11 protein-coding genes and 1 riboswitch are annotated in these 12,864 nt (G+C 55.5%); of the genes, 8 read left to right on the forward strand and 3 right to left on the reverse strand.

Translation table 11 applies throughout. The features are described from left to right. Window positions 1-248: 248 nt before the first annotated feature. A complete protein-coding gene (gene argE, locus PGQ95_RS21590; protein WP_015368914.1) occupies window positions 249-1,400 on the reverse strand; it encodes an acetylornithine deacetylase in 1,152 nt (383 codons plus the stop codon). Between the two features lie 113 nt (window positions 1,401-1,513). Here argE and argC point away from each other — a divergent pair, with 113 nt between their 5' ends. The 4 genes from argC to oxyR all read left to right on the forward strand — a co-directional run bounded on the left by argC (window position 1,514) and on the right by oxyR (window position 5,947). Beyond that, window positions 1,514-2,518 (forward strand): N-acetyl-gamma-glutamyl-phosphate reductase, encoded by a 1,005-nt coding sequence (gene argC, locus PGQ95_RS21595; RefSeq protein WP_271032462.1) that lies wholly within the window; start codon window positions 1,514-1,516, stop codon window positions 2,516-2,518. A gap of 9 nt (window positions 2,519-2,527) precedes the next feature. Further along, the gene (argB, locus tag PGQ95_RS21600) at window positions 2,528-3,304 is read left to right on the forward strand and encodes an acetylglutamate kinase (RefSeq protein ID WP_113374915.1); all 777 of its coding nucleotides are present in this window, start codon (window positions 2,528-2,530) and stop codon (window positions 3,302-3,304) included. A gap of 101 nt (window positions 3,305-3,405) precedes the next feature. After that, complete coding sequence (argH, locus tag PGQ95_RS21605; RefSeq protein ID WP_087858723.1) at window positions 3,406-4,779, forward strand: argininosuccinate lyase; 1,374 nt, start codon at window positions 3,406-3,408, stop codon at window positions 4,777-4,779. A 250-nt stretch (window positions 4,780-5,029) separates the two neighbouring features. Beyond that, entirely contained in the window at window positions 5,030-5,947 is a 918-nt protein-coding gene (gene oxyR / locus PGQ95_RS21610; RefSeq protein ID WP_015368909.1) for a DNA-binding transcriptional regulator OxyR, read from the forward strand. Here oxyR and sthA read toward each other — a convergent pair. Then, on the reverse strand, window positions 5,930-7,330 hold the full coding sequence (gene sthA, locus PGQ95_RS21615; RefSeq protein ID WP_015368908.1) for a Si-specific NAD(P)(+) transhydrogenase: 1,401 nt from the start codon (window positions 7,328-7,330) through the stop codon (window positions 5,930-5,932). The genes oxyR and sthA overlap by 18 nt on opposite strands. A gap of 196 nt (window positions 7,331-7,526) precedes the next feature. On the opposite strand from sthA, the gene fabR reads away from it, so the two are divergent. Continuing rightward, complete coding sequence (gene fabR, locus PGQ95_RS21620; protein WP_015368907.1) at window positions 7,527-8,162, forward strand: HTH-type transcriptional repressor FabR; 636 nt, start codon at window positions 7,527-7,529, stop codon at window positions 8,160-8,162. Between the two features lie 15 nt (window positions 8,163-8,177). Continuing rightward, entirely contained in the window at window positions 8,178-8,537 is a 360-nt protein-coding gene (locus tag PGQ95_RS21625; RefSeq protein WP_045395329.1) for a YijD family membrane protein, read from the forward strand. 52 nt (window positions 8,538-8,589) lie between these two features. Here PGQ95_RS21625 and trmA read toward each other — a convergent pair whose 3' ends face one another. After that, the gene (gene trmA, locus PGQ95_RS21630) at window positions 8,590-9,690 is read right to left on the reverse strand and encodes a tRNA (uridine(54)-C5)-methyltransferase TrmA (RefSeq protein ID WP_113374917.1); all 1,101 of its coding nucleotides are present in this window, start codon (window positions 9,688-9,690) and stop codon (window positions 8,590-8,592) included. A 115-nt stretch (window positions 9,691-9,805) separates the two neighbouring features. Then, window positions 9,806-9,993: riboswitch (cobalamin riboswitch) on the forward strand. A 65-nt stretch (window positions 9,994-10,058) separates the two neighbouring features. Here trmA and btuB point away from each other — a divergent pair. Both btuB and murI read left to right on the forward strand, forming a co-directional pair. Beyond that, on the forward strand, window positions 10,059-11,906 hold the full coding sequence (btuB, locus tag PGQ95_RS21635; protein ID WP_113374918.1) for a TonB-dependent vitamin B12 receptor BtuB: 1,848 nt from the start codon (window positions 10,059-10,061) through the stop codon (window positions 11,904-11,906). Further along, window positions 11,851-12,702 (forward strand): glutamate racemase, encoded by an 852-nt coding sequence (gene murI, locus PGQ95_RS21640; RefSeq protein ID WP_015703959.1) that lies wholly within the window; start codon window positions 11,851-11,853, stop codon window positions 12,700-12,702. Before btuB ends, murI begins: the two co-directional genes overlap by 56 nt. Window positions 12,703-12,864 lie beyond the last annotated feature (162 nt).

The following is a 12,864-nucleotide window of genomic DNA, read 5'->3' on the forward strand; positions in this document are numbered from 1 at the left end:
GACACCCCATCTCATTTTATTTTGTTATATCCGGCGCTCCGTGATTTGAGCAGTGGATAAGCAACCCGTCTTTTATAAAGCCACGTAAATACCCCCGCGTCAATTGCTGCGAAATCGCTTCAGCAAACGAATAAATAGCGATAATTTGCGAAAGTTAACTCAGCGGTCGGCGGATAAGCATTACTTATGGAAGTGTGACGATCGTCACTCTCCCGCCTCCGGACGCGAAGGCGGGAAAATAGCAGCGATTAATGCCAGCAGAAGTGATGGACAACCTGGGTGATGAGCTCGCGCGTCGGCTTAATAAACCGCGTCTCCAGATATTCATCCGGCTGGTGGGCCTGGTTGATGGAGCCCGGACCTAACACCAGCGTAGGACACAGCGTCTGGATAAACGGCGCTTCGGTGCAGTAGTTCACCACTTCGGTCTGCGCGCCGAGCAGTTTTTCAACCACTTCTACCAGCTTGTGGTCCGGAGGGCATTCATAGCCAGGGATCGGCGGATGCAGCTCAGAGACCGTCAGACGCCCCGGCCAGCGTTCGCTCACCGGCGCCAGCGCTTCATCCAGCAGGCCGTTCAGGTCGTTAAGCGTCATACCCGGCAATGGACGAATATCCATGTGCAGCTCGCAGCAGGCGCAGATGCGGTTGGATGCATCGCCGCCGTGAATAGCGCCCAAGTTGAGCGTCGGATAAGGCACGGTGAAGGCGGCGTAGTGGTAACGCTCTTTTAAGTCATCGCGCAGTTGCATGATGCGGCCAATCGCATCGTGCATCAGTTCGATAGCGTTCACGCCGCGCGCCGGGTCGCTGGAGTGGCCGGACTGGCCCAGTACGCGTACCGCTGTTGAAATGTGGCCTTTATGCGCCCGTACCGGCTGCAGCGAGGTCGGCTCGCCGATGATCGCGCAATCCGGGCGCAGCTGTGTGGTTTCGGCGAAGTAGCGCGCGCCCGCCATGCTGGTTTCTTCGTCAGCGGTAGCCAGTATATACAGCGGTTTTTTCAATTTACTGACGTCAACGTCGCGCAGGGCATCGAGGATAAACGCGAAGAAGCCTTTCATATCGGCCGTGCCGAGTCCGTAGAGTTTGTTGTCGTGCTCGGTAAGGGTAAACGGGTCGCGAGTCCAGCGGCCATCGTCGAAAGGCACGGTATCGGTATGCCCGGCGAGCAGCAGGCCGCCAGCGCCGTGGCCGGTACTGGCCAACATATTGAATTTATTACGCGTCTCAGGTACCGGCTGGATCTCGACGTTAAAGCCCAGATCGCGGAACCAGCCGCCGAGTAAATTGATTAAAGACTCATTGCTTTGATCCAGCGCTTCTTCGGTCGCGCTGATGGAAGGTGTGGCGATCAATGCGCGGTAAATCTCGATAAAGGGCGGTAAATTGTTTTTCATTGTTGACACACCTCTGGTCATGATAGTATCAATATTCATGCAGTATTTGTGAATAAAAATACAATATCGTTGAGCGCAATAAAACCCATCGAATGTAAGGAGATGCTCTTCCAATGCTAAATACGCTGATCGTGGGAGCTAGCGGCTATGCCGGCGCAGAGCTGGTGGCCTATGTAAATCGCCACCCTCATATGAACATAACCGCTTTGACCGTCTCCGCGCAAAGTAATGATGCTGGAAAGTTCATTTCCGATATACATCCGCAGCTGAAAGGTATTGTCGACCTGCCGCTGCAGGCGATGTCTGATATCAGCGAATTTAGCGCTGGCGCGGATGTGGTGTTCCTCGCGACCGCGCATGAAGTTAGCCACGATCTGGCGCCGCAGTTTTTGGCCGCGGGCTGCGTGGTGTTCGATTTGTCCGGCGCGTTTCGCGTCAACGATGGCGCGTTCTACGAAAAATACTACGGTTTCACTCATCGGCATCCGGACCTGCTCAAACAGGCGGTATACGGCCTGGCGGAGTGGAACGTCGAAGCATTGAAAGAGGCGAATTTGATCGCGGTGCCTGGCTGCTACCCGACGGCGGCGCAGCTGTCGTTAAAACCGCTGATCGATGCCGGTCTGCTGGATCTGAAGCAGTGGCCGGTGATCAACGCCACCAGCGGCGTCAGCGGCGCCGGTCGTAAGGCGGCGATGAGCAATAGCTTCTGTGAAGTCAGCCTGCAGCCGTACGGCGTTTTCAATCATCGCCATCATCCAGAAATTGCCACCCATCTGGGCGCAGAGGTGATCTTCACTCCCCATTTGGGCAATTTTAAACGCGGTATTCTTGAAACCATTACCTGTCGCCTGAAGCCGGGCGTCGGTAAAGAGCAGGTTGCAGAGGTCTTCCAGCAGGCCTATGCCAATAAGCCGTTGGTCCGTTTATACGATAAAGGCGTTCCGGCGCTGAAAAATGTGGTTGGGCTGCCATTCTGTGATATCGGTTTTGCCGTCCAGGATGAACATATTATCGTCGTGGCCGCAGAAGATAACCTGCTGAAAGGCGCGGCAGCGCAGGCCGTGCAGTGCGCTAACATTCGTTTCGGCTTCGCTGAGACGCAGTCTTTAATTTAAGGTGTGATGATGAACAATCCATTGATTATCAAACTTGGCGGCGTGTTGTTGGATAGCGAAGAAGCGCTGGAACGTCTGTTTACCGCGCTGGTGCACTACCGCGAAACACACCAGCGTCCGCTGGTTATCGTCCACGGCGGCGGCTGCGTGGTGGATGAGCTGATGAAACAGCTTAATCTGCCGGTGAAAAAGAAAAATGGCCTGCGCGTAACGCCTGCCGATCAGATTGACATCATTACCGGCGCGCTGGCGGGAACCGCCAACAAAACGCTGCTGGCATGGGCGAAAAAGCATGGTCTGGCTTCGGTAGGGCTGTTCCTCGGCGATGGCGATAGCGTGAAGGTGACTCAGTTGGATGAAGAACTGGGCCACGTTGGTAAAGCGCAGGCAGGCTCGCCGACGCTTATCAATACGCTGTTGGCGGGCGGCTACCTGCCTGTCGTGAGCTCGATCGGCGTCACCGACCAAGGACAACTGATGAACGTCAACGCCGATCAGGCAGCGACGGCGCTGGCGGCGACGCTGGGCGCGGATCTTATCTTGCTGTCCGATGTTAGCGGCATTCTCGACGGTAAAGGTCAGCGGATTGCGGAAATGACCGCCTCCAGGGCCGAGCAACTGATTGAACAGGGCATTATTACCGACGGCATGATCGTGAAAGTGAACGCGGCGCTGGACGCGGCGCGCGAGCTGGGCCGTCCGGTAGATATCGCCTCCTGGCGCCATGCCGAGCAGCTGCCGGCATTATTTAACGGTACCCCGATCGGTACGCGTATTTTGGCTTAAGATTGAATGCCCGGCAGCGCGTTGCTTGCCGGGGCAACAAGACCGTAGGCCGGGTAAGCGTAGCGCGACCCGGCAGAACTCACGAATTAAGGAAGCATGTTATGGCACTTTGGGGCGGGCGTTTTACACAGGCAGCAGATCAGCGGTTCAAACAATTCAACGACTCTTTACGCTTTGACTATCGTCTGGCGGAACAGGATATCGTGGGATCCGTCGCCTGGTCCAAAGCGCTGGTAACCGTAGGCGTACTGACCGCCGATGAGCAGCTGCAGCTGGAAGAGGCGCTGAACGTCTTGCTGGAAGAGGTACGCGCCAACCCGCAGCAAATCCTTGAAAGCGATGCCGAAGATATCCATAGCTGGGTCGAAGGAAAACTGATCGATAAAGTCGGCCAGTTGGGCAAAAAACTGCATACCGGACGTAGTCGTAATGACCAGGTCGCCACCGATCTCAAGCTGTGGTGCAAAGAGACCGTCACCGAGCTGCTGTCCGCGACCCGCCAACTGCAAAGCGCGCTGGTGGAAACCGCGGGCAACAATCAGGACGCGGTGATGCCGGGTTATACCCATCTGCAGCGCGCCCAGCCGGTGACTTTTGCGCACTGGTGTCTGGCCTACGTTGAAATGCTGGCCCGTGATGAAAGCCGCCTGCAGGATGCGCTCAAGCGCCTTGATGTCAGCCCGCTGGGCTGCGGCGCGCTGGCGGGAACCGCTTATGAAATCGACCGTGAACAGCTGGCCGGTTGGTTGGGTTTCGCATCGGCGACCCGTAACAGCCTCGATAGCGTCTCCGATCGCGATCACGTGCTGGAGCTGCTTTCCGATGCCTCTATCGGCATGGTGCACCTGTCGCGTTTTGCCGAAGATCTGATTTTCTTCAATACCGGCGAAGCGGGTTTTGTTGAATTGTCTGACCGCGTTACTTCCGGCTCGTCACTGATGCCGCAGAAGAAAAACCCGGATGCGCTGGAACTGATCCGCGGTAAATGCGGCCGCGTGCAGGGCGCGCTGACCGGCATGATGATGACCCTGAAAGGGCTACCGCTGGCCTACAACAAAGATATGCAGGAAGACAAAGAAGGGCTGTTCGATGCGCTGGACACCTGGCTCGACTGCCTGCACATGGCGGCGCTGGTGCTGGACGGTATCCAGGTGAAACGTCCGCGCTGTGCGGAAGCGGCGCAGCAGGGTTACGCCAACGCTACCGAGCTGGCGGATTACCTGGTAGCAAAAGGCGTTCCGTTCCGTGAAGCACACCATATCGTCGGTGAAGCGGTGGTTGAAGCGATTGCTCAGGGCAAAGCGCTGGAAGATTTACCGTTAAGCGACCTGCAAAAGTTCAGCAACGTTATCGGCGATGACGTCTATCCGATCCTGTCGTTGCAGTCCTGCCTTGATAAACGTGCGGCCAAAGGCGGCGTCTCGCCGCAGCAGGTGACGCAGGCGATTGCCGACGCCAGACAGCGCCTGGTGTAAGAGATTGCGCGTGAGTGAATGAGCCTGGGTACTCCCCGGGCTTTTTTACGTAAAAAAAAGCGGACACGAAGTCCGCAAAAGTTCACGTTGGCTTTAGTTGTTCGGGTAGGGAAACTGTGAGGCGACTCAATGATTTTCAGATGTTCTCCTCGTTTCTGTGGTTATTATTGAACAGAAAACTTGATAGGGATAATCGTTCGTTGCTATTCTATCTATCGCCATGGACTATCGTGGCGATGGAGGATGAATAATGAATATTCGCGATCTTGAATACCTGGTAGCGCTGGCTGAACATCGCCACTTCCGACGTGCGGCAGATTCCTGCCACGTCAGTCAGCCCACGCTCAGCGGACAAATTCGCAAGCTGGAAGATGAACTTGGGGTGATGTTGCTGGAGCGCACCAGCCGTAAGGTTCTGTTCACTCAGGCGGGTTTGCTGCTGGTGGATCAGGCGCGTACCGTGCTACGCGAAGTAAAAGTGCTCAAGGAGATGGCAAGCCAGCAAGGGGAAACCATGTCCGGGCCGCTGCATATCGGCCTGATCCCGACGGTGGGGCCATATTTGCTGCCGCACATAATCCCGATGCTGCATCAGACTTTCCCGAAGCTGGAAATGTATCTGCATGAGGCGCAAACCCATCAGCTGCTGGCGCAGCTCGATAGCGGTAAGCTCGACTGCGCGATCCTCGCGCTGGTCAAAGAGAGTGAAGCCTTTATCGAAGTGCCGCTGTTCGATGAGCCGATGATGCTGGCTATCTACGAAGACCATCCGTGGGCAGAGCGCGATCGCGTTCCGATGGCGGATTTAGCGGGTGAAAAGCTATTGATGCTGGAAGACGGACACTGTCTGCGCGACCAGGCGATGGGCTTCTGCTTTGAAGCGGGTGCGGATGAAGATACCCACTTCCGGGCGACCAGCCTTGAAACGCTGCGCAACATGGTTGCCGCCGGAAGTGGTATTACGCTGCTGCCGGCGCTGGCGGTGCCGCAGGAGAGAAAACGCGATGGCGTGGTCTATATTCCGTGCATTAAGCCGGAACCAAGACGTACGATCGGGCTGGTTTATCGTCCTGGTTCGCCGCTGCGTAGCCGCTATGAGCATCTGGCGGAGGCCATCCGCAGTACTATGGATGGCCACTTTGATAAGGCGTTAAAAGAGGCGGTTTAAGCCGTTTAACGCCGCTACCCGATAGGCTTCGGCCATGGTCGGGTAGTTAAAGGTGGTGTTAACGAAGTACTCAATGGTGTTACCGCCACCTTTCTGCTCCATAATCGCCTGACCGATATGAATAATTTCGGCCGCGCGCTCACCAAAGCAGTGGATACCGAGGATCTCTTTCGTCTCACGATGGAACAGAATCTTCAGCGTACCTACGCTCATACCGACGATTTGCGCCCGCGCCAGATGTTTAAACTGCGCGCGACCCACCTCATAAGGCACCTTCATGGCGGTTAGCTGCTGCTCGGTTTTACCCACTGAGCTGATTTCTGGAATGGTGTAGATCCCGGTCGGGATATCTTCAATCAGATGCGCGGAGGCTTCGCCTTTGATCAGCGCCTGTGCGGCGATGCGCCCCTGATCGTAAGCCGCTGACGCCAGGCTCGGATAACCGATAACGTCGCCGACGGCATAGATATGCGGCAGAGCGGTCTGATACATGCTGTTCACTTTCAGCTGGCCGCGGCTGTCGGTTTGCAGACCGATATTTTCCAGCGCCAGGGTGTCGGTGTTACCGGTACGGCCGTTGGCATACAGCAGACAGTCAGCTTTCAGCTTCTTACCGGATTTCAGATGCATGATCACGCCATCATCAACGCCTTCGATTTTCTCGTACTCTTCGTTGTGGCGGATAACCACGCCGCTGTTCCAGAAGTGATAGGAGAGCGAATCGGACATCTCCTGATCGAGGAACGCCAGTAGACGATCGCGGGTATTGATCAGATCGACCTTCACCTCCATACCGCGGAAGATCGACGCGTACTCGCAGCCGATCACCCCGGCGCCGTAAATGATCACATGGCGCGGTTCGTGGTGCAGGCTAAGAATGGAATCGCTGTCGTAAATACGCGGGTGGTGGAAATCGACGTCGGCCGGATGATACGGGCGCGAGCCGCAGGCGATAACAAATTTCTCGGCGGTGACCGTTTCTACGGTGCCATCGTGACACTCCAGCGCCAGCGTGTGCTCATCAACAAAGTGGGCGTTGCCCTGCAGAATTTCGCAGTGGTTGCGCTCATAGAAACCCTGACGCATATGGGTTTGCTGGTTAATGACGCTGTCGGCATGGTTGAGGATGTCGGCGAAGGAAGAACGGAGAAGACGGGAATGGTCGCTGTAGAGGGGGTTTTGGTTAAACTCAATAATACGGCTGACGGCATGGCGAAGCGCTTTTGACGGGATGGTTCCCCAGTGGGTACAACCACCGCCGACGTTATGGTAGCGCTCAATAACGGCAACACGAGCTCCCTGTTTCACCAGTCCCATCGCGGCGCCTTCGCCGCCAGGACCGGAACCAATCACTATTGCATCATAATCCCAAGAGTGTGACATGGCATTACTCACCTGTTTTATACACAAAATAAACACGATGATAACATTTGGCGAGCTTTAACCCAATTATCGTTGTGCTTTTTTGCGGCATAAAAGCAGAAACGGCTCATAAACAATCATTCACAATCCAGTACAAACCGATTAGTTTTAATCTCTGGTATAGTGCCGACAGGGCTATTGGAAGGATTCATACATCGTGATGGGCGTAAGAGCACAACAAAAAGAAAAAACCCGCCGCTCGCTGGTGGAAGCGGCATTTAGCCAACTTAGCGCTGAGCGAAGCTTTGCCAGCCTGAGCTTGCGCGAGGTTGCGCGGGAAGCAGGGATCGCGCCGACGTCCTTTTATCGTCATTTTCGCGATGTCGATGAGTTAGGCCTGACAATGGTAGACGAAAGCGGGCTAATGTTGCGCCAGCTGATGCGCCAGGCGCGCCAGCGCATTGCGAAAGGCGGCAGCGTGATCCGCACCTCCGTCTCTACCTTTATGGAGTTTATTGGTAACAACCCGAACGCTTTCCGTCTGCTGTTGCGTGAGCGTTCTGGCACATCCGCGGCGTTTCGAGCCGCTGTAGCGCGCGAGATCCAGCATTTCATCGCGGAACTTGCCGACTATTTAGAACTCGAAAACCATATGCCGCGCGCCTTTACTGAAGCGCAGGCTGAAGCTATGGTCACCATCGTATTCAACGCCGGTGCGGAAGCGTTGGACGTTAGTCCGGAGCAGCGCCGACAGCTGGAAGAGCGGCTGGTACTGCAGCTCAGAATGATTTCAAAAGGCGCGTATTACTGGTATCGCCGTGAACAAGAAAAAATGTCACATCATTCCGAATAACGTGAAGGACGAGCAATGAAACACTCAGTTCAAGATAAAGGTACGCTACTGCTGGCGCTGATCGCGGGTTTGTCCATTAATGGCACCTTCGCCGCGCTGTTCAGCTCAATCGTTCCCTTTTCCATCTTCCCGGTTCTGTCGCTGCTGCTGACGGTGTACTGCCTGCACCAGCGCTATCAGAACCGCAGTATGCCAGTCGGGCTGCCGGGGCTTTCCGCCGCCTGCTTTATTCTCGGCGTCCTGCTGTATAGCACCGTGGTGCGCGCAGAATATCCGGATATCGGCTCTAACTTCTTCCCGGCGGTGCTGTCCGTCGTGATGGTGTTCTGGATCGGTTACAAGATGCGCAACCGCAAAGATACCGCGGCGGAGTAATCCGCCAGGCAATAACCCGGCAACGTTGCGTTCGCCGGGTTTTTTTATGCGTTTATTTCTTCGTTAACAGGACGCCGCATTCCATATGGTGGGTATACGGGAACTGATCGAATAGCGCCAGGCGGGTGACATTGTGCGTCTGGCTGAGGGTTTCCAGGTTCTGGCACAGTGTTTCCGGGTTGCAGGAGATATAGAGAATTCGCGGATAGGCCTGGACCATTTTTTCTGTCTCGCTATCCAGCCCGCTGCGCGGCGGATCGACAAAAATGGTTTCGCACTGATAGCTCTGCAGATCGATGCCCTGCAGGCGATTAAACTGCCGCACGCCGTTCATCGCCTGGGTAAACTCTTCCGCCGCCATGCGGATGATTTGCACGTTATCGATATGGTTGGCGGCAATATTGTATTGCGCGGAGGCGACTGACGGTTTAGCGATTTCCGTCGCCAGCACGCGCTCGAAGTTACGCGCCAGCGCCAGCGAGAAGTTGCCGTTGCCGCAGTAGAGCTCCAGCAGATCGCCGGTGGAACCTTTGGTGACGTCCAGCGCCCACTCCAGCATCTGAATATTCATCGCCGCGTTTGGCTGGGTAAAGCTGTTTTCCACCTGACGATAGATCATTTCGCGCCCGCCAACCGGCAGACGTTCATCGACATAATCCCTATCGAGCTCAATTTTGGTTTTAGTGGCGCGGCCAATCAGCTGCACGTTGAGGTTTTGCGCGCGTAGGGCATCGCGCAGCGCTTCCGCCTGCTGGCGCCACTCGTCGTCGAGCTTTTTATGATAGAGCAGCGAGACGATGGCCTGGTTGCTCATGGTCGTCAGATAATCAATCTGGAAAAGCTTATGGCGCAGGACCGGGTTATGGCGCACGCCGTCGAGCATTGCCGGCATCAGCTGGTTGATGAGCTCGCTGGCGGCCGGGAAGGTATCGACGCGAATACGCGACTTGGTCTGCTGATCGAAGATGATGTGATAGAGGTCGTCGCCGTCGTGCCACAGGCGAAATTCAGCGCGCATCCGGTAGTGGCTGACCGGCGAACGAAACACCTCCGGAACCGGCGCGGCAAAAGGGGCCATCATTTTCTGCAAACGGACGACTTTTTCTGCCAGTTGCGCTTCGTATTGCTCGGTAGGAAGGTGTTCGGGGGTCATGATGCATCCTGAATAAAATAAGTACGCGGGGATTGTAGGGAAAGCATTGGGGATGTCCAGCCCTCGTTGCGGATGAAATATCGTTATAGCAGTCTGGACATCTATATGTTTCTAATTGTAGCATCTTGCAACCGGTCCTCTGAGTTAATAGGGAATCCAGTGCGAATCTGGAGCTGACGCGCAGCGGTAAGGAAAGGCGAGAAATAAGCGCACTCGGTGCAGACACTGCGGTTAGCCGTGGGAAGTCATTATTTCTTAAAGCAGCCTCCAAGCCCGAAGACCTGCCGGATACGTCGCATTTGGTTTCTATCATCGCGAGCTACTGATAGAGCCGGCGGCATCCTCTCTATATTATGGATGCTTTTACAATGATTAAAAAAGCTTCGCTGATGACGGCTTTATCCGTCACGGCATTTTCCGGCTGGGCGCAGGACAGCAATTCAAATACGTTAGTGGTGACGGCAAACCGTGTGGCGCAACCTATCGAGACCGTGCTGGCGCCGGTGAGCGTGGTGACGCGGCAGGATATCGATCGCTGGCAGTCAACTTCTCTCACCGATGTGATGCGCCGCCTGCCGGGCGTGGACATCGCGCAAAACGGCGGCATGGGGCAGCAGAGCTCTCTTTTCGTACGCGGCACCAACTCCAGCCATGTCTTAATTTTGGTGGATGGCGTGCGTCTGAATCAGGCGGGCGTCAGCGGCTCTTCCGACTTAAGCCAGTTCCCTATCGCTCTGGTGCAGCGCATTGAATACGTTCGCGGCCCGCGCTCGGCGGTCTACGGCTCAGACGCGATTGGCGGGGTGGTGAACATTATTACCACTCGCGACCAGGACGGCACCACGCTCAATGCCGGCGTGGGCTCAAATGGCTACCAGAACTATGGCGGCAGCACGCAGCAGACTTTCGGCGGTAATACCCGCGTCACCCTGGCGGGAGACTATACCTATACCAAAGGCTTTGATGTGGTTGCGGAAGGCAATACCGGCGGCGTTCGCCAGCCGGATCGCGATGGCTTTATGAGCAAAACGATCTACGGCGCGCTGGAGCATAGCTTCTCCAATGAGTGGAGCGGCTTTGTGCGCGGGTACGGCTATGACAACCGGACGGCCTACGACGGCTCTCCTTATGGCGGCGTATTAGTCGACACTCGCCAGCTGTACAGCCAGACCTGGGATGCCGGCCTGCGTTTTAATCAGGATATCTTCCACTCTCAGCTGACTTCCAGCTATAGCCACAGCAAGGACTACAATTACGATCCGCGACTGGGGCGCTATGACACCTCGGCGACGCTGGATGAAGTGAAACAGTACAACGTGCAGTGGGCGAACACGGTCGATGTTGGCCACGGCAACGTTGGCGCTGGAATCGACTGGCAGAAACAAACCACCGAGCCTGGCACGAACTATGTGACCGAAGGCTACGAAATCCGTAATACCGGCCTGTTTCTCACTGGCTTGCAAAAGTTGGGCGATTTCACCCTGGAAGGGGCGGCGCGTAGTGATGATAACTCGCAGTTTGGCCAGCACGGTACCTGGCAGAGCAGCGCCGCGTGGGAGTTTATCGACGGCTATCGCTTTATCGCCTCTTATGGCACCGCCTACAAAGCGCCGAATCTCGGCCAGCTGTACGGCTTCTATGGTAATCAGAATCTCGACCCGGAAGAGAGCAAGCAGTGGGAAGGGGCCTTTGAAGGCCTGACGTCTGGGGTGACATGGCGGCTGTCCGGATATCGTAACGACATCGACAATCTGATCGACTACGACTCGCAGCTGATGAAATATTACAACGTCGGCAAGGCGCGTATTAAAGGTATTGAAGCGACGGCGTCGTTTGATACCGGGCCGCTGGCGCACAGTATCAGCTATGACTATGTCGATGCGCGTGATGCGAAAACCAACGAGCTGCTGGTGCGCCGGGCAAAACAACAGGTGAAATACCAGCTGGACTGGCAGGTTTATGATTTCGACTGGGGTGTGACCTATCACTATCTTGGCACCCGTTATGACAACACTTACGACCCGGTAACCTATGCGCCTGAGAGCGTTAAGCTGGGCGGCGTAAGCTTGTGGGATCTCGCAGTTTCGTATCCAGTCACCTCACATCTCACAGTTCGTGGTAAAATAGCCAACCTGTTCGATAAAGATTACGAGACAGTATATGGCTACCAAACTGCAGGACGGGAATACACCTTGTCTGGCAGCTACACCTTCTGATCCACGTCCCACCGTGCTGGTGTTTGATTCCGGCGTCGGTGGGTTGTCGGTATATAACGAGATTCGGCAGCTGCTGCCGGATCTACATTACATTTATGCTTTCGATAACGTTGCTTTCCCCTATGGCGAGAAGAGCGAAGAGTTTATCGTTGAGCGTGTTGTTGAGATCGTGACTGCCGTTCAGCAACGCTATCCTCTGGCGCTGGCGGTCATCGCCTGTAATACCGCCAGTACCGTTTCCCTGCCAGCCCTACGTGAAAAGTTCGCTTTCCCGGTGGTCGGCGTCGTACCGGCGATTAAACCTGCCGCGCGCTTAACGGCGAACGGTATTGTCGGCCTGCTGGCGACGCGCGGTACCGTCAAGCGTCCTTATACTCGTGAACTCATTGACCGCTTTGCCAATGAATGCCGCATCGAAATGCTGGGTTCCGCTGAGCTGGTGGAACTGGCCGAGGCGAAGCTTCACGGTGAAGCGGTACCGTTGGAAGAGCTGCGTCGAATTCTGCGTCCATGGCTACGGATGCAGGAACCGCCTGATACGGTCGTATTAGGTTGTACGCACTTCCCGCTACTGGCGGAAGAGTTGCAACAGGTCATGCCGGAAGGAACGCGGTTTATTGATTCCGGCGCGGCGATTGCTCGACGCACCGCATGGCTGCTGGAGCATGAAGCGCCGGATGCCAAATCGAATGATGCCAATAAGGCTTTTTGCATGGCGATTACCCCGGATACTGAACAGCTTTTACCCGTTTTACAGCGTTACGGCTTTGAAACGCTGGAAAAACTACCGCTTTAATGGCGTTTTGCGCAAAAAAAAGACGGTTGAAAAGTTTTTTGAAAACAGGGCTTGTCAACGTCTCAGAACTCCCTATAATGCGCCACCACTGACACGGAACAACGGCAAACAAGCCGCCGGGTCAGCGGGGTTCCGGTGAGAACCTCGCGGAGAAAAGCAAAA

Source organism: Klebsiella sp. 141240, assembly GCF_050600805.1.
Classification (GTDB): Bacteria; Pseudomonadota; Gammaproteobacteria; order Enterobacterales; family Enterobacteriaceae; genus Klebsiella; species Klebsiella aerogenes.

Bases quoted from the DNA above. Each gene is read 5' to 3' on its own strand.
- argE (WP_015368914.1), bottom strand. From the start codon at position 1,400: ATGAAAAACAATTTACCGCCCTTTATCGAGATTTACCGCGCATTGATC.
- argC (WP_271032462.1), top strand. From the start codon at position 1,514: ATGCTAAATACGCTGATCGTGGGAGCTAGCGGCTATGCCGGCGCAGAG.
- argB (WP_113374915.1), top strand. From the start codon at position 2,528: ATGAACAATCCATTGATTATCAAACTTGGCGGCGTGTTGTTGGATAGC.
- argH (WP_087858723.1), top strand. From the start codon at position 3,406: ATGGCACTTTGGGGCGGGCGTTTTACACAGGCAGCAGATCAGCGGTTC.
- oxyR (WP_015368909.1), top strand. From the start codon at position 5,030: ATGAATATTCGCGATCTTGAATACCTGGTAGCGCTGGCTGAACATCGC.
- sthA (WP_015368908.1), bottom strand. From the start codon at position 7,330: ATGTCACACTCTTGGGATTATGATGCAATAGTGATTGGTTCCGGTCCT.
- PGQ95_RS21625 (WP_045395329.1), top strand. From the start codon at position 8,178: ATGAAACACTCAGTTCAAGATAAAGGTACGCTACTGCTGGCGCTGATC.
- trmA (WP_113374917.1), bottom strand. From the start codon at position 9,690: ATGACCCCCGAACACCTTCCTACCGAGCAATACGAAGCGCAACTGGCA.
- btuB (WP_113374918.1), top strand. From the start codon at position 10,059: ATGATTAAAAAAGCTTCGCTGATGACGGCTTTATCCGTCACGGCATTT.
- murI (WP_015703959.1), top strand. From the start codon at position 11,851: ATGGCTACCAAACTGCAGGACGGGAATACACCTTGTCTGGCAGCTACA.